The sequence below is a fragment of the Enterobacter sp. DVT3837 genome (assembly GCF_056238685.1).
This window is the reverse complement of record NZ_JBWDLA010000003.1, coordinates 63,295-82,311: the sequence shown is the minus strand read 5'-3', so window position 1 is coordinate 82,311 and position 19,017 is coordinate 63,295. Positions and strand designations below refer to the sequence as shown.

Below are 19,017 nucleotides of genomic sequence, written 5' to 3'. Positions count from 1 at the left end.
GCGACGGGAATCATCCTGGCGGAAGTGTTCACGGCTTGGTTTCCTCAATGTTCTCTCCACCGAGCAGGTATTGCGCCGGATTGCGATCCAGTCGGCGCAGCACGGTGTTTAGATTGGCCAGCGCCTGCTGGAGTTCGTGCATGGCAGGACCTGTGGCGGCCAAGCCCTGGTTCAGCGATTCCTGATTGTTTTGCAGTAGCGTCTCAACCCTGAAAGCGGCGCGTTCGAGGGATGCCGTTGCATCACGCGTGTTCACCATGATTTGCTTACCATCGTTATTTAGTAGCAGGTTGGCATCGCGAAGAGTGCTATTTGCTTGGCGCACGGCAGCTGTCGATTCTCTGCTTGCTTCGGTCAGATTGCTGATTAACGTCGCGATCTCGGCCCTCTGGTCAGCGACCGCGCCCGTGGTCTGTTCAAGATTCACCAGACTGCGGTGCACAAGAGCCAAATTCTCCTTCGACAGTAACTCCTGCGTGCGCAGCAAGATGCCGTTGAGTGTCGTCATGCTGTTCCCCTCACCGGAGACCAGGGATGCCATCGCCGAACGTGGTGCGAGGATCAACGGTTCCTCGTCCTCTCTCCGATCCAGCAATGGCACGTTTGGCCCACCGTCGCTCAACTCGATCACCGCGTTGCCGGTAATTCCCGTGATGACCAATTCAGCGCGGGTATCCTGCCGGACCGGGATGGTGGCATTGATGCGTACGCGCGCTATCGCCCGCCTTGGGTCTCGCGGTGAAAGAGAAAGTGCAACGACTTCGCCAATCGTGATTCCGCTGTACTGAACCTGGCTGCCGGGCGTAAGCCCGGTCACTGGCTCATCGAACATAATCCGGTAATACTGGTAATCGTGGTCGGAACGTGTGTCGCTGAGCCAAAGCGCGAAGCCAATACCAATCGCACCGAGCAGCACGACGAACAGACCAATGAATACATGATGGGCACGTGGTTCCATGATCAGACCACCTCGTTCTCAGAGTTTAAATATTGCGTGCGCCCAGCCCAATGCGTGCGCGACGGAAGAATGATGCAGATGCGGAGGGGTTTCATGGCTGCGTCTCTTGGCTGGAAGCACCAGTGGCCTGTGCGGCCGCACGGCCACGGGGGCCGTGAAAGTATTCCTGTATCCACGGGTGCTTGAAGCGCTCGACTGCCTCGATGCCGTCGTTGATGAGTACCTTCTGGTTCGCCAGGACCGCGACACGGTCGCATATGGTGTACAGCGTATCGAGGTCGTGGGTTACCAGAAACACCGTGAGGCCCAGTGCATTGCGCAGGGTCAGAATCAATTGGTCGAAAGATGCAGCCCCGATTGGATCCAGTCCTGCGGTGGGTTCGTCAAGAAACAGGATGTTCGCATCAAGCGCCAAGGCTCTCGCCAGTGCTGCTCGTTTCACCATGCCTCCGGACAACGAGGCCGGATACTTGTCTCCCGCTCCGGCAGGCAACCCCACCAAGCCCAGCTTGCTTCTTGCCAAACGCTCGGCAAGAGGCCGCGCCAGACCGACATGCTCGATCAAAGGAAGAGCGACGTTCTCCAAGACGGTCAGCGATGAATACAACGCGCCCTTCTGGAACAGAATGCCGAACCTTCGCTCCATACGCGCGCGCGCAAGCCATTGGGCTCGCAGTAGGTCGCGCCCCCCGATACGGACCACGCCCGAATGCGGCTTCTGCAGCCCGACGACGCTACGCAAGAGCACGGATTTCCCGGTGCCTGACCCTCCCACCACGCCAAGGATTTCCCCGCGCCGCACGTCCAGGTCTAGGTCCTGATGGACCTGCTGGGTTCCAAACCTGTTGTCCAGGCCGCGCACTTCAATAGCGTGTCGCACACCGTTGTCGGTGTCTTGCTTCACCGCGCTCACCAGCCCATCTCCATGAAGAACAGTGCAGCGATGGCGTCTATCAGGATCACCATGAAGATTGATTGCACGACACTAGACGTCGTGTGGTCGCCTACCGACTCAGCGCTACCGGCGACCTTGAACCCTTCATGGCAGCCGATAGCGGCGATCATCACCGCGAAGAGCGGGGACTTGCTCATTCCGACAAGAAAATGGCGCACCTCGATTTTTTCCTGCACGATGGCAAGGAACTGTGCGGGAGGAATTTCCAAGCTCAGTGCGCATACGGTGGCGCCGCCCGCAATGCCAGCCAAGATGCCTACTAAGGTGAGCAGTGGCAAGGACACAAGAAGCGCCAGCACGCGTGGCAGCACCAGTAACTCGATGGGGTCGAGCGCGTTGGAGCGAAGCGCATCGATCTCTTCATTTGCCTTCATCGAACCGATTTGGGCGGTGTACGCGCTTGCGGTACGGCCTGCAATCAATATGGCCGGGAGCAGCACTCCGAACTCGCGCATGAACGAGAAGGCGACCAGATGCACCGAGAAGATGCTCGCACCGAAGTTGGCCAGCACCGTTGCTCCCAGGAACGCCACCACCATTCCTACCATGAAGCTCAGTAGCGCCACGATGGGAATGGCGTCCACCGCTGATCGCTGGATTTGAGCGATCACCGAGGTCGCGCGCCAGCGACGCGGGTGACGAACGGTACGGCTCCATGTTTCGATGATCTGGCCCACGAACCCGGCCAGACCAAGACACGCACGACAGCCCTGTTCCAAGGTCAGGCCTATGCGTCCCAGACCGCGGAGCAGAGGATTCCCGCTCACCGCTGCTTTCTCCGTCTTCTGCTGATCGGTAGCAGCGGCGGCCAGCGCTCTCATTAGGGCGAGGCGATCCGAGGACAGATTTGGAGCTGCCTCCGGCCGGTCGAGTATCGAGTCTGGCCCGAGAATTTCCACCAGCAGAGCCGCGCCGGCGGTGTCCAGTCTCTGGACTTGCGTCCAGTCGAGTAAGGGAGTGGCGTACCCCTCGGCATGACTGATGCGGGCGGCGGACACGGATTTTGCCAGACTGGCGTAGTGCTCTATCGTCCAGTCGCCACCCGCCAGCCATTTGTGATCACCGCCGACCATGGCATCCTGCCGGAGCCAAGCCTGTGAAGCGTTGCTCATGGCTGCGTGTCCCGCCAAGCGCTGTCGATGCGCTCGATGCAGTTCGTGATCGCCGCTTTGGCATGACCCAGCAATGTGTACGAACCGGCGAACTCTTTAATGACGTTGCCGCGCTCGAAGCAACTGGCGGCAGCAACCCGGCGTCCCGTCCTTAAATCGACTGCTTCGAACTCTAGGCTGGCACCACCCGTCGTCACGGGTCCAACCAGCAGGGTCGTCATTGCATTGACTGCCCGATTCGGTGTCTGCAGTTCGGTGACCGCTACACGCACCCGAACCTGTCCCGCGCCACCTGGGGGGGCGGGACTTTTGCCTTCCTGGCGTTTCAGTTCGCTCGTCACATGGTCTAGCACTTCGCGCTGCTGCGCGTCATCGAGCCCATCGATGCGACCCGAGGCGGTCTTGATCTGCGCTTCTTCCACCACGACAGCGGCATAACGCTTGGGCTCGAATCCCGCTGCGCGGTACATCAGTACGTTCTCGTATCGTGTCGGCGATAACTTCTCGTAGTCGCCGAGAAATCCGGAGCGCGTCATGCTGTTGGTCGCGCATCCAGAGAGCGCGCCTGCTACGCAAAAAAAGATGCCGCCGCGGATCAATGCAGTTTTGCTCTTCATAATGGGTCTCCTTGATCAAACGAAACTAAGACAGGCAATGCCTGCTGCGATGAGGGCGGTGCCAGACCAGCGCGTTACCGATGCGACATCGCCTAGTAGGAGGGCGCCGACGCCCAAGTTTCCAAGTAGCCCGATTCCTGCCCAGGCTGCAGAGGCCGCGCTGATCGGAATCCGCTTGAGCGCGAACCACAAAAGTGCGCCGCTGGCCGCCATGCACGTCACTGCCACACAGAGGCCGACCCAGCGCATCGGACCGCCCGCCGTGATGGCCCGCAGGCCCAGTGGATAGCCGCGTCGAACGCCCGGATCATCTCGTCGATCAGTGTCACGAACAAATCGCGTTTGGTCTTGAAGTGATAGAGAAACGCCCCTTTGCTCAACCCGGCCCGCACAACGACGGCGTCCAGTGTCAAGCGACTGGCACCTTCCTCCAGCACCAGTTCGCGGGCGGCCTGCAGGATGCGGTCGCGAGTTCGCTGGGCTCCTTGCTGGAGGCCGGGCTGCGCATCGGCGCTGCTATGGGCAGTGGACGGGGGGGGCAACTTTGTTTTCGCGCGGGGCGGCATGGTCGTGCTCCAAAAAAGCTTGAGTCATATACAGTCCAGACGGTATAGTAGAAGCCATACAACAGTCCGTCAAGACTTTTTCGGAGCGCAAGGAGCTGCCATGTCTCAAATTCTTGAACGCTATCGCCTCATTGCCATGATTTCTCCGCTACTGCTTCTTGCGGCCTGCAGCCATGCCCCGCACTCTGCCGATCCACCTCGCCTGGATGTACCGGCCCATTTCTCAAATGAAGAGGGAGGTGAAGGCATCTTGGACAAATCGTCCCGCCGTACTCTTCCCGTCGATTGGTGGACGGCCTACGGCGATCCGCACCTCAATGCCTTGGTCCGGGCGGCGCTGGAGCGCAATACCGAACTGACGATTGCGCGAGCGCGCGTGGACGAGGCATCGGCCGCCACGCGGCGAGCACGGGCCTCCCTGCTCCCCTCGTTGTCCGCGGGCACGCAGGCAACTCGAGGACGCGACTATTCAGAGAACGTTGCAATCGGCAATGATGGCCGCGCCACGTTGTCCGCATCGTGGGAGGCAGACCTGTCGGGACGGCTTTCGCAGGCAGCAGAAGGTGCGCGCCTGGATGCGGTGGCAGCCGAACAAGCGTGGGTTGCCACGCGGTGGCAGGTCGCGTTTGAAACAGTGTCGGCGGCTGTGCAGCAGCGCCAAGCCAGTGAGCTCGAAGCGCTAGCCGCGGCGCGGCTGGCATCCGCAGAACGACTCGTCTTGCTGATGCAACGGAAGTTCGAGGCCGGACAAGCTACCGGCTTCGACATCGAGCGTACCCGCGCCGGCGTCGTCGCACTGCGCGTGGAGCAAGAGCAACTGCGGCGTGCGCGCGGCGAGGCGACGCATGCACTCGATGTACTAGTGGGACAAACGCCCGGAGCGCCTGCAGCTTCCCCAACTCTTGCGTCGCTCGCCGTCCCGGACTGGACACCGACACGCATACCTGCGGACCTGCTGAGTGAGCGGCCCGACGTGCGCGCCGCCGAAGCGAAGTTCGCCGCCGAAACCGCGCGCTGGAACGCAGCCGAAGGCGAACGCTTCCCCAGGCTGGTGTTGGACCTGAGCGGCGGACGGCAGCGCGTAGAGAGTGTGGGAACCCGCATCACTGGAAACATTTTTTCACTTGGGGCCGGGGTGTCGTTGCCGATCTTCGATGGTGGCGCGATCCGTGCCGGCATCGAGACCGGAGAGGCGCGCAGCCGAGCTGCCCGTGCGGAGTTCGAGCGCACTTTGTTGAGTGCTTTGCAGGACGTAGAGAACGCATATCTCGGTTGGCATACGCAGCACGCAGCACTGGAGCATCAGGCCGAGGGTGTCGCAGTCGCGGAGCGTCAGCTCGATCGCAGCCGACGTCTGTTCGAGGCGGGACAAGTGGACGCCACGGTGGTGGCCGAGGCTGAGGCCGGGGTGCTGTCAGCGCAGGCTTCGCTGATCCGCACGCGGGCCGAGACAGCCATGCAATGGGGCGTCCTGGCAAAAGCATTATCCGGCTCTCCTGTTTGATCGCAGAAACATGCTGGAGCAGCTTGCGAAGGCTAGCTAAATAGCGTGACGCAAGGCGAAGGTGGTGAGGCCTGAGTGATGAGGAATGCGAACATGGAAATTCGACACCTGCGCTACTTTCTGGCGGTGGCAGAGGAGCTGCACTTTGCCCGAGCCGCAGAGCGCCTCCACATAGAGACATCGCCGCTGTCGCGCGCCATCAAGGAACTTGAGGAAGAGTTGGGCGTAGCGCTATTTGCGAGAACCACTCGGAGCACCCGCTTGACTCGTGCGGGCAGGCTCTTCTTTGAGAGCGTGCCGCGTGTCTTCGCAGCTTTGCAGCAGGCGCGCGACAGTGTGAACGCCGCAGCCAATGGCTTTCATTGCCAGCTCCGTATTGCATTGTCTGATGGAATCACGCCATCGCGCCTGCCTGCGTTGTTGGCGCTCTGCCGGCAGGAAGAGCCGGAAGTGGAAGTTCGCTTCTTCGAGGTGCCTTTGGCACAGCAAATCAAGGGATTGTGTGGCGAACTGTACGATCTCGGCTTCGCTCAATCGGATGAAGTCGGCGAAGGCATCATCGCCGTGCCGGTGTGGAGTGACCCTCTGATGGTAGCTGTGCCCGCACGGCACCCCTTGCTATCCCACAAACAGATTCCCCTAGAAGAGCTGTTGCGGTATCCGCTGGTGCTCTGCGACGCGGTGGCGTGTGAGGGCCATGCTCGGCAAGTTGAACGGGTGCTACGTCGCGTGGACATAGAGCCACTGATTGCCGAACGCGTGACTTCCAGCGATCTAATGATGGTCCTGGTTTCGGCGGGACTTGCACTAGGCCTCACAGGAGGCGCGCATATCACAGCCAGCAGGGAACAGGGGGTGGTCGCACGGCCGCTGACTGGACGTTCGCCAATGCTCACGACCTATCTACTACGGCCGGCCAGCGAGCCGTCAGAAATGCTGACTCGCTTCATGGAACGCGTTCATTCGATCAAATCTCCAGATGCCAAAGGTCGGCGGTAAACCATCACACAATCTCCCAAAGAAAATTAACCATGAAGAAGATTGCTCTCATATTGCTTTCCTCGACATTGGCAGCCTGCAGCCCATCTGGGAAACCAGATAAAGCCAACCTTCCGACAGTCGATGAATTAGCGCTCAATCCTGAGCGTCTGAAAGAGTTGCGCAAGCAATGCAAGTTGGATCGACCAATGCTGGGCGACCAACTATGTAACCGGGTTGCCGAGGCTACGCGAAAGCGCTTTTACGAAGATGGCGATGTGCCCCACACCACGCCTAAAGAGCCGCCGAAGTTCTAAGCTGGTGGTCATGCCGGAGTATGTATGCCGGATATGAAAAATTTGAAGGAGAATCGCAATGGGTTGGATCTATCTTGTTTTGGCTGGATTGTTTGAAATCGGATGGCCGGTCGGGCTGAAAATGGCGCAAGAGCCAACATCGCGTTGGAGTGGGGTCGCAGTAGCCGTCTCTTTCATGACAATTAGCGGCGCCTTCCTATGGCTTGCTCAGCGTCAGATACCGATTGGGACTGCTTATGCGGTGTGGACGGGTATCGGAGCGGCGGGAACTTTCTTAGTCGGAATTCATTTCTATGGCGACCCAACCTCCCTGATGCGATACCTTGGCGTGGCGTTGATCATCCTGGGCGTTATCACGCTCAAGTTATCGAGTTGATCGCTAGCTCCATTGGTAGCGTAGTCGCTAGGCGACCCAGCTCCCAGAGTGGATCGGGCGCTGGGAACTCGTACGGTCACCTCCTCTCTCTAGTCGCTATGTGACGAGCTTGCCGGCGCCTCGGGAGAGTTCGAGCCAGTGCGCGTAAGGCGGTGGGAGCACCCATTCCGGGTGGCTCCACCTTCAGTGCCTGCGCCAAGGTGACCTGAGTACGAACTTTGTAGCCAGTCAGGCAGTGAGTTCGGAGGGGATGCTATCGGATTGGATCCAGTTGCGCCGGATCGTCGCCGGCGGTTTGTAAGCATGCGCGCTATGCGGCCGCTGCTCGTTGTAGAACTGTCGCCAACGTTCGATCAGCACCTTCGCTTCGGTCCGACTGCGGAACCATTCGCGGTTGAGCAGTTCGTCGCCCATCGTTGCCTGCGAAGTCAGGACCAGCAGAATCCTGAGGGGAGTTCTCATCATGGTTTTCTCCGTTCAGACGCTTGGGATCAAGCGGCCGGAGACCACTACGCCTGCTTGGCTTTGCGCGCTGCCTCGACCAAGCTGTCGAGCCAGTCCTGATGGCCGTTGATCATCGGGTTGGGTTTGGCGTTGTGCAGCTCCTCGGCCGGTTTGCCCTTCTGAGTTTCCTGCGTGAGGATGCGCACGCGCCTGCCGTCCAGGTTCTCAACCAGCCAGGCGTGATGCACATCCAGGCGCGTATCTGTGCCTTCCTCGCCGGACCAGCCGTGCCAGGCCACGCGGCCGGGTTGCCCATCCGCAGGTGGCACGTATTCGTTGCACTGCCCCTCTACCGGGAAGCCGAAGGTCTCGAAGTAAAACCGATCGCCGTCGGCCAGTACCGGGCCTTTGCCGTCATGAAAGCACACGTTAGCCGAGTTGGCGTAGTAGCTTGGCCACAGCGATGGTGTGACGAGTAGAGGCCATACGTCGGCCGCGCTCAAGCCGGCGGCGATGATCTCATTGGAGGCGAAATTCTCAGTAAAGCCCGGCGTGTAGCCTTCGGGCCAGAGGATGGCGTTCTGTTGCTTGCTCATATCGAAGCTCCTTCACAAAATGTCGATGACGCAACAGGGGTGGCTGCGTCATTCAAGTGGTCATGGAGCAAATCATGAGCCTCCATCTGCAATAAGTGAAATCCTAAGTTTCTATTTTTGATATCATAAAATATGATATCAAGGCCTAGGTTCTGCCATCCACCGACTAGGCTATCTCGCAGCGGCGCTACGAAAGGGCGCGTCTCCAATTGAGCCGACTGATTGCTTATTTGTAGTGCGAGGTAGAGTTGTGCTGAGCATGACGATAGGAGCGATCTTGCCTACTTGTTGTTAGCACAGGAAGTGAACAGCAGTGCTCGTATCCAGCGATGTGCTGGATCGTGATGGGTGCGTTCGTGCCAAGCAGCCGTCTTGGTGAACCCCGGTATCTTCACCGGCGGCAGGGAGATAGCCAGCTTGTCCATACCGGCGACCAAGCGGCTCGGCAAGATCGCAACCATGTCACTGGCACGCAGGATGTCTGGCAAGATCAGAAAGCTCTTGACCGACAGTGTGACGCTGCGTCGTTTGCCCAACTGTTCTAGCGCATCGTCGGTGACGCCGCGGAAACCTCCACCATCGTAGGAAACAAGCGCATGGTCGAGAGCACAGAACTGTTTAACGGTCAGCTTGCGCCCCATAGCCGCAGGATGGTCTTCCCGCAGGACACACACATAGTGTTCCTTGAACAGCTCTCGGGCATGCAGATTTGGCGGAGTGATCTCTGGCGTCAGGAGGGCTAAATCGATCTGACCGCGCTCAAGCTGGTTCTGTAGCTGCCCGCTCTCGACTGGCACTAATGAGACTCGTACACGCGGTGCGTGCCGTTTAAGTGCCGATAGAAATGGGACAGCAACGGCACGCAGCGCATAGTCCGTCGCGGCGATGGAGAAGGTCAGTTGTGCGGTGGCCGGATTGAAGGAAGGTGGCTGGAGCAGCGCGTCGATTTCGGCGAGCACCTGCTTGACAGGCATCCCTAGATCCAGCGCCCGCTGCGTTGGAACGATACCCCGCTGCGAGCGCGCGAAAAGCGGGTCACCGAAGCTCTCGCGCAACCGCGTCAGCATGCCACTCAAGGCCGGCTGGGTTAGTCCCAGACGGGCCGCCGCCCGTGTCACATTGCGTTCGTCTAACAATGCGTCCAGCGCCTTGAGCAAGTTGAGATCCATACTCTTGATATTTTTCATTTTTATTCCAATCTTAAATATCATCGTTTTTCATGATATCTAAATATTGCCTATGAGTGGAAGCAAGGCCCATTGACGGCTTTTTTTGGGTAACTTGCTTGGAACTCTGTATGCGCCGCAGTGCGCTTTCGCTTGCGGCGCTTTTCTTTGACTCGCCACCGCGCTCATTCTTTCTTTTCCCTCGACCATTGTGCTGCGAACGGTCTTTGACCGGCACTAGCCCAGAACCGATCCTGACGCCTGCGACACCCCCTGTGCAACGCTTTCAATGAGACACCAGCGCAGGAGAAATCGGAGGACAGGTCATGCAAGGGACGAACGTTCTGTTCGGCCAGATCGCTGTGGTAATCGGCATCGTGATCGCCGGCGTCTGGGGCGCCACACAATGGACAGCAGCGACCCTTGGCTATCAAGTACGCCTCGGATCGCCCTGGTTCGATCTTCTAGGTGTACCGGTTTATCACCCGTGGCGCTTGTTCGAATGGTGGTTCTTCTTTGATGCCTACGCGCCGCACGTCTTCGACACAGGCGGTGCGATTGCGGGTGGTAGCGGTTTGTTCGCTTTACTCGTCGCCATCGCCATGTCGGTATGGCGTTCTCGGCAGTCGCGGCTGGTTACGACTTATGGTTCGGCACGCTGGGCCGATGCCGTCGACATCCGCAAAGCTGGACTGACCCTCCCGGCGGGCGTCTTCCTCGGCCAACACGACGACCAATACCTCCGACATGAGGGGCCGGAACATGTCCTGAGCTTCGCACCCACGCGCTCGGGCAAGGGCGTGGGCTTGGTGGTGCCTACGTTGCTTTCGTGGCCGGCGTCCGCCGTCATTCACGACATTAAGGGAGAGAACTGGAAGATCACGGCGGGCTGGCGTTCGCGCTTTTCGCACTGCCTGCTTTTCAACCCCACCGATAGGCAGTCGGCCGCCTACAACCCGCTGCTTGAAGTCCGGCGCGGCGCACATGAAGTGCGCGACGTGCAGAACATCGCCGACATTCTGGTTGACCCTGAAGGTGCGTTAGAGAAGCGCAATCATTGGGAGAAGACCAGCCACGCGCTACTGGTCGGTGCAATCTTGCATGTTCTGTACGCAGGCGAGGACAAGACGCTGCGCGGCGTCGCCAACTTCCTCAGCGACCCGGCGTGTCCGTTCGAGCTGACGCTGCACCGGATGATGACGACGAAGCACCTGGGCGATGCGCCTCACCCGGTTGTCGCATCCGCTGCCCGCGAAGTGCTCAACAAGTCGGACAACGAGCGATCGGGCGTGCTCTCCACCGCCATGTCGTTTCTCGGCCTGTACCGCGACCCGACCGTGGCCGAAGTCACATCGCGCTGCGATTGGCGCATCGCCGACCTGATTTCCGCCGAGCACCCGGTATCGCTCTATCTGGTGGTGCCGCCCTCCGACATAAGCCGCACCAAGCCGCTGATCCGGCTCATCTTGAACCAGATCGGGCGGCGGCTGACCGAATCGCTCGACGGCAGCGATGGCATCGCGCGCCGGCACAAGCTGCTGCTGATGCTGGACGAGTTTCCGGCGCTGGGTCGCCTCGATTTTTTCGAGTCCGCGCTTGCCTTCATGGCCGGCTACGGCATCCGCAGCTTTCTCATCGCTCAAAGCCTGAACCAGATCGACAAGGCGTATGGGCAGAACCATTCCATCCTCGACAACTGCCATGTCCGGGTGACTTTCGCCACCAACGACGAAAGGACGGCGAAAAGGATTTCCGAAACCCTCGGCACCGCCACCGAGCTTCGCGCGCAGCGCAACTACGCGGGCCACCGCCTCGCTCCGTGGCTGGGGCACCTGATGGTGTCGCGTCAGGAAACTGCACGTCCGCTGCTGACGCCCGGCGAGGTGATGCAGCTTCCACCTGAGGACGCCGTAGTCATGGTGTCCAGCGTTGCCCCGATCCGCGCGAAGAAGCTGCGTTACTACGTCGACGCCAATTTCAAGGATCGCGTCCTGCCACCGCCCGTGCTCGCAGTCGGGAGGTACGCCGACGCGCCGCCAGCCCGCCCCGACGACTGGAGCGGCTTGGCGATCCCGGCCGTACCTACGGCGCCGACCTCGGTATCCGCCGATGGTCCGGGCGGCACCGATGACGGCGGCCCGCGCCGCCAGCTCGAACTCTCCGAAACCGTCGCCTACGAGCCCGAGTTGGACGCGTGTGCGAACGACCTGGAGCTGCTCGATGACGACGACCTGGCGCTCCCGCTTCCCGGCCAGCTCGACCCGGCCATGCAGCGCACGGCCCGGCTGGCTTCTCTCGACCCCAACGACGGAATCGACCTATGAGCCAATACCGCCTCAATCTTTTCATCCAGCCCGAGCACGCCAAGCGCCTGGATGAACTTGCCGCCAAGAAAGGCGTGTCCAAGTCCTCCATCGTCGCAGCGGCCTTGGCGTCCTGGCTGTCACCCGATGCGGGCGACCAGCGTGAGGCCGCCATTGCCAAGCGGCTGGATCGACTGTCGCGGCAGACCGAACGCATGGAGCGCGACCAGAACATCCAGATCGAAACGCTGGCGCTGTTCATCCGCTATTTCTTGACCATCAGCACGCCGGTGCCAGAAGCCCACAAGGACGCGGCCCGCGCCCAGGGCAAAGCGCGCTTCGAGCAGTTCGTCGAGCAGTTGGGTCGCCACCTGCTGCGTGGCCGCAGTCTGGTGCGCGACGTGGTGGAGGAACTGCACCCCGATCCGATGCGGATGGATGACGCAGCAGCGATGGCGTCCGCCGATGAGCGAGCTGCAGAGCGTGCGTCATGAGTGCCGTTCCGCAGATTCCGCCTGAATCTCGCTCATCCGCCGCGGCGTCCCAGGATCGCCGCATCCAGATGCTGCGCACGGCGATGGGGCCGCTGATCGCCGCTGCGCTCGAAGATCCGGATGTTGTGGAAATCATGCTCAACCCCGATCGCACCCTGTGGGTGGATCGGCTGTCGTCGGGTCGCTCGCCGCTGGGCGTGGAGATGCCCGAGGCCGATGGTGAACGCATCATCCGCCTGGTCGCCGCGCATGTCGGCGCGGAGGTGCATCGCGGCCAGCCGCTCTTGACCGCCGAGTTGCCGGAAACCGGCGAGCGTTTCGAGGGCATCCTGCCTCCGGCCGCCCCGGGGCCAGCCTTCGCGCTACGCAAGCGGGCCGTGAGCATCATCGGCCTGGATCGCTACGTGGCCGACGGCATCCTGACCGCCGGGCAGGCCGAGTTCCTGCGCCGCGCCGTGCGCGAGCGGCAGAACATCCTGATCGCCGGCGGCACCAGCACCGGCAAGACCACGCTGGCGAACGCGCTGCTGGCCGAGATCGCCGCCACAGGCGACCGCGTGCTGGTGCTCGAAGACACCATCGAGCTACAATGCGCGGCCCGCGACCATGTGCCGCTGCGCACCCGCGCCGGCGTCGTCACAATGACCGAGCTGGTGCGGGCCACGATGCGCCTGCGGCCTGACCGCGTGATCGTCGGCGAAGTGCGTGGCGGCGAAGCCCTGGACTTGGTGAAGGTCTGGGGCACCGGCCACCCCGGCGGCATTGCCACCATCCATGCCGGCTCCGCCTTGGGCGCACTGCTGCGTCTGGAGCAACTGATCCTCGAAGTGGCAGTGAATCCGCCCCGCGCCCTGATCGCCGAGGCGGTCAACGTGGTGATTCACATCGCAGGCCGTGGCCGCAAACGTCACGTCGAAACCATCTCCCGTGTCGTCGGCTTCGACGGTGCGGGCTATCGCCTGACAGATGCGCTGGAAACGCCGTTTCCCGAGCTGCCGCCGGTTCCTCTTGCAGCCGCTGCCGCTGCGCCTTCCTCGACCCCTGACCAACCTGGAGAACTGCCATGACGCACGTTGATGCTTTCCGTCTTTCCGTAAATCCTATTTCTCGCCTGTCCAGCATGGCGCGGCTGCGCCACCTGGCCCGTCCCGCAGGGCAAGGGCTGCTGCTGGCCGCGCTGATGCTGTTGCTGGCGGGCACGGCGCAGGCCGCCGGTTCCTCGATGCCGTGGGAAGGGCCGCTGACCTCCATCCTCGAATCCATCCAAGGGCCAGTCGCCCGGATCGTGGCGGTGATCATCATCATCTCGACGGGGCTTGCGCTGGCGTTCGGTGATACCAGCGGCGGCTTTCGCAAGCTGATCCAGATCGTGTTCGGCCTGTCCATCGCGTTCGCCGCGTCCTCGTTCTTCCTGTCGTTCTTCAGCTTCTCCGGAGGGGCCGTCGTATGAGTAAGGCCACCGATCTTCCGGGCTTTGAAGTGCCGCTGCATCGCTCGCTGACCGAGCCGATCCTGCTGGGCGGTGCGCCGCGCACCGTGGCGATTGCCAACGGCACGCTAGCCGCCGCCGTCGGGCTGGGCCTGCAACTGTGGATTCCCGGCGTGGTGCTCTGGATCGTCGGCCACTCGCTGGCCGTATGGGGTGCGCGCGTCGATCCGCAGTTCATGCAGGTCTTCGCGCGGCATATCAAACACCGCCCGCTTCTGGACGTGTGAGGGGAGGACGCCATGCTGAACCTTGCCGAATATCGTCAGCGCCCGGCCTTGCTTGCCGACTGGCTGCCCTGGGCCGGGCTGGTCGCGCCGGGCGTTGTGCTGAACAAAGATGGTTCGTTTCAACGCACGTTCCAGTTTCGCGGCCCCGACTTGGACAGTGCGACACAGGGCGAGCTGATTGCCACGTCGGCGCGGCAGAACAACGCGCTTCGCCGTACCGGGTCTGGCTGGGCCTTCTATATCGAGGCCGAGCGGATGCGGGCATCGAGCTATCCGCAATCCTCCTTTCCCGAACCACTGTCCTGGCTGGTGGATGAGGAGCGACGCGCGGCGTTCGAGGAGTCGGATGGCCATTTCGAGAGCGTCTATCACTTCACGTTGCAACACCTACCGCCGCAAGAGTCTCGCGCCCGTGCGGCTGGGATGCTGTACGAGAACCGGCCCACTGAGGGTGTGGACTGGCGTGGTCGGCTTGATTCCTTCGTGGCAGAGACCGATCGCGTGTTCGACCTGCTCGATGGTGTGATGCCGGAGATTGCCTGGCTGGACGATAGCCAGACGCTGACCTACCTGCATGCCACAGTCTCCACGCGGCGCTATCGCGTCGGCGTGCCCGACGTGCCGTTCCATATCGACGCACTGCTGGCCGATGCCGCGCTGGTCGGCGGCCTGGCGCCCATGCTGGGCGATCAGCACCTGCGCGTGGTGTCGGTACGAGGCTTCCCGACCTCGACCTGGCCGGGGATCTTGGACGACCTCAACCGCCTGGGCTTTGCGTATCGCTGGAGTACGCGCTTCCTGTGCCTGGACAAAGCCGAGGCGGAACGGGAATTGGGGCGCTTGCGGCGCCAATGGTTCGCCAAGCGCAAGAACGTCATCGCGCTGCTGCGCGAAACGATCTTTCAGCAGGAAAGCCCGCTGGTCGATACCGATGCCAGCAACAAGGCCGCCGACGCCGATGCCGCCTTGCAGGAGCTGGGCAGCGATCAAGTCGCCTTCGGCTACCTCACCGCCACGGTGACGGTGCTCGACGCCGACCCGGCCGTGGCCGACGAGAAGCTGCGCATGGTGGAGCGCGTCATCCAGGGCCGGGGTTTCGTGACCATCCCCGAAACCCTCAACGCAGTCGATGCCTGGCTGTCGTCCGTCCCCGGCAACGCATACGCGAACGTGCGTCAGCCCATCGTTTCGACGCTGAACCTGGCGCACATGATGCCGATGTCAGCGGTATGGGCTGGGCCGGAGAAGAACGAACACCTCGATGGCCCGCCGCTGATCGTCACCCGCACCGATGGCGCGACGCCGTTCCGGCTGGTGACGCACATCGGCGACGTGGGGCACACCCTTGTCGCCGGGCCGACCGGCATGGGCAAGTCGGTGCTGCTCGCCATATTGGCCATGCAGTTCCGGCGCTACTTCGGCTCGCGGATCTTCGCCTTCGACATGGGGCGCTCGATGCGCGCCACCATCCTCGGCCTTGGCGGTGAGCACTACGACCTCGGTGCCGATGGCGGCATCGCCTTCCAGCCACTCGCGCGAATAGCCCACGAGGGCTACCGCACCTGGGCCGCCGAATGGGTGGAGGGCCGGCTGCTGCACGAAGGCGTGACGGTCGGCCCGGACGAGAAGGCTGCCATTTGGTCGGCGCTGCGAAGCCTTGCCGGTGCGCCAGTGGAGCAGCGCACCATGACCGGCTTGTCGGTGTTATTGCAGTCCAACGCGCTGCGCCAAGCGCTCGCGCCCTATGTGTTGGGCGGCGCCCACGGCAAGCTGCTGGACGCTGACCACGACCGGCTGGGCATGGCCGACGTGCAGGGCTTTGAGATGGAAGAACTGATGCACAGCCCCGCCGCCGTGCAAGCAGTGCTGCGCTACCTGTTCGCCCGCTTCGACGAACGTTTTGACGGCGCGCCCACGCTGCTGATCCTCGATGAAGCGTGGCTGTTCCTCGATGAGCCGTCCTTCGCGGCCCGCATCCGGCAATGGCTCAAGACGCTCAGAAAAAAGAACGTCAGCGTCATCTTTGCCACGCAGTCGCTGGCCGACATCAAGGACTCGACCATCGCGCCAGCCATCATCGAAAGCTGCGCGAGCAGGATCTTCTTACCTAACCCGCAGGCCACCGAGCCGCAGATTCGCACGATCTACGAAGGCTTCGGCTTGAACAGCCGCCAGATTGAGATCGTGGCGACCGCACAGCCCAAGCGCGATTACTACTACCAGTCGCGCCTCGGCAATCGCCTGTTCGACCTCGACCTGGGGCCTGTCGCGCTCGCATTCGCGGGCGCATCCACCCCTCAAGACCAACGCGATATTGACCGCGTGCTGACGCAGGCCGGCGCTCCCGGCTTCGCCGGCGCGTGGCTGCGCCATCGCGGCCTCGGCTGGGCCGCCGACCTGCTGCCGTCCGCTCCGGCGGCAGCTTCCTTTCTCGCTTCTCAACCGCTGGAGGTTTCACCATGAAGACCAAGCCCCGTTTGCTCTCTGTCTCACTCGCTGCCGTGCTGTCGGTATCGCTGCTGGCCGTGCAGCCCGCATCCGCGCTGACGGTGTTCGACCCGTCCAACTTCGTGCAGAACACGCTGACCGCCGTGCGCACGCTGGAACAGATCAACAACCAGATCAACCAGCTTCAGAACGAGGCGCAGATGTTGATGAACCAGGCCAGGAACCTGGCAAATCTCGACTTCAACATCGTCAACCGCCTGCGCTCGACGCTCGCCACCACCGAGCGCCTGATCGCCGAGGCGCGCGGCTTGGCCTACGACGTGCAGAGCATGGATGCCACGTTCGCCCGCCTGTACCCGGAACAGTACGCCGCCACCATCAGCGGCGACCGCATGGCACAGGACGCCCGCGAACGCTGGCAGAACACCTTGAACGGCTTGCACACCGCGATGCGGATGCAGGCGCAGGTGTCGCAGAACCTCGCCCAAGACGAAAGCGCGCTGGCCGATCTCGTGAGCCAGAGCCAGTCGGCCACCGGCGCGCTGCAAGCGATGCAGGCGACGAACCAGCTCCTGGCTTTGCAGGCCAAGCAGTCGATCCAGGCGCAGCAGCTCCAGATCACGCAAGACCGGGCCGCTTCACTGGAACTGGCGCGGCAAGCGGCGGCTATGGAGCGCGCCCGCGAAGTGCGGCGGCGCTTTCTGGGCACCGGCACGCCGTACACGCCGCAGTCCGTCAACTTCTATAACAACTGACCGGAGGCGGCCATGCGATGCGCTTCCGTCCTGATGGCCGTGCTGCTGACCGCGTGCGGCCAGCAGCCGGCCGAGAACCTGGCCGACGCCCTGACCGCAGATCCGGTGCGGCTCAAGGCGTTGCGCGGGCAATGCGCGGCCGACCGGCAGGCCGTGGGCGAGGATGCCTGCCGCGCCGCCGCTGAAGCCTTCCGGCGGCGCTTCTTCGCCGGCCATACCGGGCCGGATGAATACAACTCGCTGGCTGAACTCCCGCCGATTCCGCCGAGCTTCGATACGCCCGCAGATGAATTGCCAGAGGGCGCCGTTCCGCTCACTCCGCCCGAGGATTCGCCATGAACGACGTGACCATCATCGACCGTTTCCTCGATACGTTCTCGCGCTACATCGACTCGGGCTTCGGCTTATTGCAGGGCGAAGTGGCATTTCTCACCGCCACGCTCATCGTCATCGACATGACGATCGCTGGCCTGTATTGGGCCATGAGCCACGCCACCGGCCAGGGCGACGACGTGATCGCCAAGCTGCTGCGCAAGGTGCTCTGTGTCGGCGCGTTCGCCTACATCATCGGCAACTTCAACTGGCTGGCGAGCATCGTGTTCCGCTCGTTCGCCGGCTTGGGAATTACCGCTACCGGCTCGGCCATCACGATGGAGAACTTCCTTCAGCCGGGCCGGCTGGCGAAGACCGGCATCGACGCAGCCGCGCCGATTCTGGAACAGATCGGGGACATGGCTGGGTTCCCCGAGGTGTTCGTGAACATCGACCCTATCGTGGTTCTGTTCATCGCCTGGCTGGTGGTGATCCTCTGCTTCTTCGTGCTGGCCGTACAGCTTTTCATCACGCTGATCGAGTTCAAACTGACTACGCTCGCCGGCTTCGTCTTGATCCCGTTTGCACTCTGGAACAAGACCTCGTTCCTCGCGGAAAAGGTGCTAGGCAACGTGGTGTCGTCAGGCATCAAGGTCTTGGTGCTGGCCGTCATCGTCGGCATCGGTTCAGGCCTGTTCGCCGAGTTCCAGGTGCATCCCGACGAACCATCCATCGACCACGCGCTGGTCGTGATGCTGGCCTCGCTCGCGCTGCTGGCGCTGGGCATTTTCGGCCCCGGTATCGCCACCGGCCTGGTGTCCGGTGCGCCACAGCTTGGTGCGGGCGCGATGGCTGGTGCTGCGGTCGGGGCTGTCGGCACCGGCGTTGCCATCGGCGCCGCCGTAACGGGCGTGGGCGGCGCCGTCATGGCCGGGGCACGAATGGCCCCGGCGGCCGCAAAGCTGGCCGGTGCCGGTGCGCGTGCCGCGACTTCGGCGGCCGGCAGTGCCCGATCGGCGTTCCAGGCCGGTTCCGCTGCGGCCGGCGGCGGTGCCAAGGGCGCGGCGGCTGGCCTCGGCAATGTCGCCAAGACTGGCGCACAAGCCGCAGGCCGCAGCGTCACCTCTGGTGCTTCCGCTGTTGGGCAGAAGGTGGCCGACTCCTTCCGCGCTGGCTGGAACGGCACAGAAGCCGGCAGCGACGGTGCTGGCCCCGGCCAGACCGCAGACGGCACCGCAGGCTCGCAGAAGCAACAGCAACCGGCCTGGGCCAAGCGGATGCACCGCCGCCAGCAGGCTACCCATGCCGCGACCACTGCCGCCCACACGCTGCGCGGCGGCGACGGCGGCGGCTCCGGGCAAGGCCCGAGCCTGCGGGATTCCGATACCTAACCTTCAAGG

The 19,017-nt window shown here is 62.4% G+C and carries 21 protein-coding genes and 1 pseudogene; 13 read left to right on the top strand and 9 right to left on the bottom strand.

The features are described 5' to 3' along the window. Nucleotides 1-28 precede the first annotated feature (28 nt). The 6 genes from AC0XWG_RS23470 to AC0XWG_RS23445 form a co-directional block, all read right to left on the bottom strand. A complete protein-coding gene (locus tag AC0XWG_RS23470; protein ID WP_000433686.1) occupies nt 29-958 on the bottom strand; it encodes an MlaD family protein in 930 nt (309 codons plus the stop codon). 91 nt (nt 959-1,049) lie between these two features. Then, entirely contained in the window at nt 1,050-1,862 is an 813-nt protein-coding gene (locus AC0XWG_RS23465) for an ABC transporter ATP-binding protein (RefSeq protein WP_024944155.1), read from the bottom strand. A gap of 5 nt (nt 1,863-1,867) precedes the next feature. Next, nucleotides 1,868-3,025, bottom strand: a complete 1,158-nt coding sequence (locus tag AC0XWG_RS23460) for an MlaE family ABC transporter permease (RefSeq protein WP_000063629.1) — start codon at nt 3,023-3,025, stop codon at nt 1,868-1,870. After that, the gene (locus AC0XWG_RS23455) at nt 3,022-3,642 is read right to left on the bottom strand and encodes a DUF3313 family protein (RefSeq protein WP_000837791.1); all 621 of its coding nucleotides are present in this window, start codon (nt 3,640-3,642) and stop codon (nt 3,022-3,024) included. Before AC0XWG_RS23455 ends, AC0XWG_RS23460 begins: the two co-directional genes overlap by 4 nt. A gap of 15 nt (nt 3,643-3,657) precedes the next feature. Continuing rightward, nucleotides 3,658-3,855 (bottom strand): SMR family transporter, encoded by a 198-nt coding sequence (locus AC0XWG_RS23450; protein ID WP_230145850.1) that lies wholly within the window; start codon nt 3,853-3,855, stop codon nt 3,658-3,660. Nucleotides 3,856-3,860: 5 nt separating this feature from the next. Then, nucleotides 3,861-4,208: a TetR/AcrR family transcriptional regulator gene (locus AC0XWG_RS23445; protein ID WP_223866330.1), complete on the bottom strand. Its 348-nt coding sequence runs from the start codon at nt 4,206-4,208 to the stop codon at nt 3,861-3,863. 100 nt (nt 4,209-4,308) lie between these two features. On the opposite strand from AC0XWG_RS23445, the gene AC0XWG_RS23440 reads away from it, so the two are divergent. The 4 genes from AC0XWG_RS23440 (at nt 4,309) to AC0XWG_RS23425 (ending at nt 7,383) form a co-directional block, all read left to right on the top strand. Then, a complete protein-coding gene (locus AC0XWG_RS23440; RefSeq protein WP_000078291.1) occupies nt 4,309-5,712 on the top strand; it encodes an efflux transporter outer membrane subunit in 1,404 nt (467 codons plus the stop codon). 93 nt (nt 5,713-5,805) lie between these two features. Next, nucleotides 5,806-6,711: a LysR family transcriptional regulator gene (locus AC0XWG_RS23435; RefSeq protein ID WP_000405670.1), complete on the top strand. Its 906-nt coding sequence runs from the start codon at nt 5,806-5,808 to the stop codon at nt 6,709-6,711. A gap of 32 nt (nt 6,712-6,743) precedes the next feature. Beyond that, nucleotides 6,744-7,007, top strand: a complete 264-nt coding sequence (locus AC0XWG_RS23430; RefSeq protein ID WP_000717310.1) for an EexN family lipoprotein — start codon at nt 6,744-6,746, stop codon at nt 7,005-7,007. Nucleotides 7,008-7,065: 58 nt separating this feature from the next. After that, nucleotides 7,066-7,383, top strand: a complete 318-nt coding sequence (locus tag AC0XWG_RS23425) for a DMT family transporter (protein WP_000539741.1) — start codon at nt 7,066-7,068, stop codon at nt 7,381-7,383. Between the two features lie 228 nt (nt 7,384-7,611). On the opposite strand, the pseudogene AC0XWG_RS23420 reads toward AC0XWG_RS23425, so the two are convergent. The 3 genes and pseudogenes from AC0XWG_RS23420 to AC0XWG_RS23410 all read right to left on the bottom strand — a co-directional run. Then, nucleotides 7,612-7,791 (bottom strand): annotated as a pseudogene (locus tag AC0XWG_RS23420) (integrase core domain-containing protein); the annotation flags it as partial. Between the two features lie 101 nt (nt 7,792-7,892). Further along, nucleotides 7,893-8,423 carry an SRPBCC family protein gene (locus AC0XWG_RS23415; protein WP_000043569.1) on the bottom strand — a complete coding sequence of 177 codons (531 nt, stop codon included), beginning with the start codon at nt 8,421-8,423 and terminating at the stop codon, nt 7,893-7,895. A gap of 281 nt (nt 8,424-8,704) precedes the next feature. After that, nucleotides 8,705-9,610 (bottom strand): LysR family transcriptional regulator, encoded by a 906-nt coding sequence (locus AC0XWG_RS23410; RefSeq protein ID WP_023093368.1) that lies wholly within the window; start codon nt 9,608-9,610, stop codon nt 8,705-8,707. Between the two features lie 305 nt (nt 9,611-9,915). On the opposite strand from AC0XWG_RS23410, the gene AC0XWG_RS23405 reads away from it, so the two are divergent. Genes AC0XWG_RS23405 through trbL form a run of 9 tightly spaced genes read left to right on the top strand, consistent with a single transcriptional unit; the run spans nt 9,916 to nt 19,008 of the window. Next, nucleotides 9,916-11,913 carry a conjugal transfer protein TraG gene (locus AC0XWG_RS23405; RefSeq protein ID WP_001163195.1) on the top strand — a complete coding sequence of 666 codons (1,998 nt, stop codon included), beginning with the start codon at nt 9,916-9,918 and terminating at the stop codon, nt 11,911-11,913. Beyond that, nucleotides 11,910-12,386, top strand: a complete 477-nt coding sequence (locus AC0XWG_RS23400; protein ID WP_000085131.1) for a ribbon-helix-helix protein, CopG family — start codon at nt 11,910-11,912, stop codon at nt 12,384-12,386. Before AC0XWG_RS23405 ends, AC0XWG_RS23400 begins: the two co-directional genes overlap by 4 nt. Continuing rightward, on the top strand, nt 12,383-13,453 hold the full coding sequence (gene trbB, locus AC0XWG_RS23395) for a P-type conjugative transfer ATPase TrbB (protein ID WP_023093367.1): 1,071 nt from the start codon (nt 12,383-12,385) through the stop codon (nt 13,451-13,453). The genes AC0XWG_RS23400 and trbB overlap by 4 nt, the downstream gene beginning before the upstream one ends. Next, nucleotides 13,450-13,836 (top strand): TrbC/VirB2 family type IV secretion system protein, encoded by a 387-nt coding sequence (locus AC0XWG_RS23390; protein ID WP_000150010.1) that lies wholly within the window; start codon nt 13,450-13,452, stop codon nt 13,834-13,836. Before trbB ends, AC0XWG_RS23390 begins: the two co-directional genes overlap by 4 nt. Then, nucleotides 13,833-14,102 (top strand): VirB3 family type IV secretion system protein, encoded by a 270-nt coding sequence (locus AC0XWG_RS23385; RefSeq protein WP_003092280.1) that lies wholly within the window; start codon nt 13,833-13,835, stop codon nt 14,100-14,102. The genes AC0XWG_RS23390 and AC0XWG_RS23385 overlap by 4 nt, the downstream gene beginning before the upstream one ends. A gap of 12 nt (nt 14,103-14,114) precedes the next feature. Next, nucleotides 14,115-16,565, top strand: a complete 2,451-nt coding sequence (gene trbE / locus AC0XWG_RS23380) for a conjugal transfer protein TrbE (RefSeq protein WP_000933135.1) — start codon at nt 14,115-14,117, stop codon at nt 16,563-16,565. Next, nucleotides 16,562-17,305, top strand: coding sequence for a P-type conjugative transfer protein TrbJ (trbJ, locus tag AC0XWG_RS23375; RefSeq protein WP_003092277.1), 744 nt, complete (start codon nt 16,562-16,564; stop codon nt 17,303-17,305). The genes trbE and trbJ overlap by 4 nt, the downstream gene beginning before the upstream one ends. Nucleotides 17,306-17,317: 12 nt before the next feature. Beyond that, nucleotides 17,318-17,644 carry a hypothetical protein gene (locus AC0XWG_RS23370; protein WP_475681133.1) on the top strand — a complete coding sequence of 109 codons (327 nt, stop codon included), beginning with the start codon at nt 17,318-17,320 and terminating at the stop codon, nt 17,642-17,644. Beyond that, on the top strand, nt 17,641-19,008 hold the full coding sequence (gene trbL / locus AC0XWG_RS23365) for a P-type conjugative transfer protein TrbL (RefSeq protein WP_023093366.1): 1,368 nt from the start codon (nt 17,641-17,643) through the stop codon (nt 19,006-19,008). Before AC0XWG_RS23370 ends, trbL begins: the two co-directional genes overlap by 4 nt. Nucleotides 19,009-19,017: the final 9 nt, after the last annotated feature.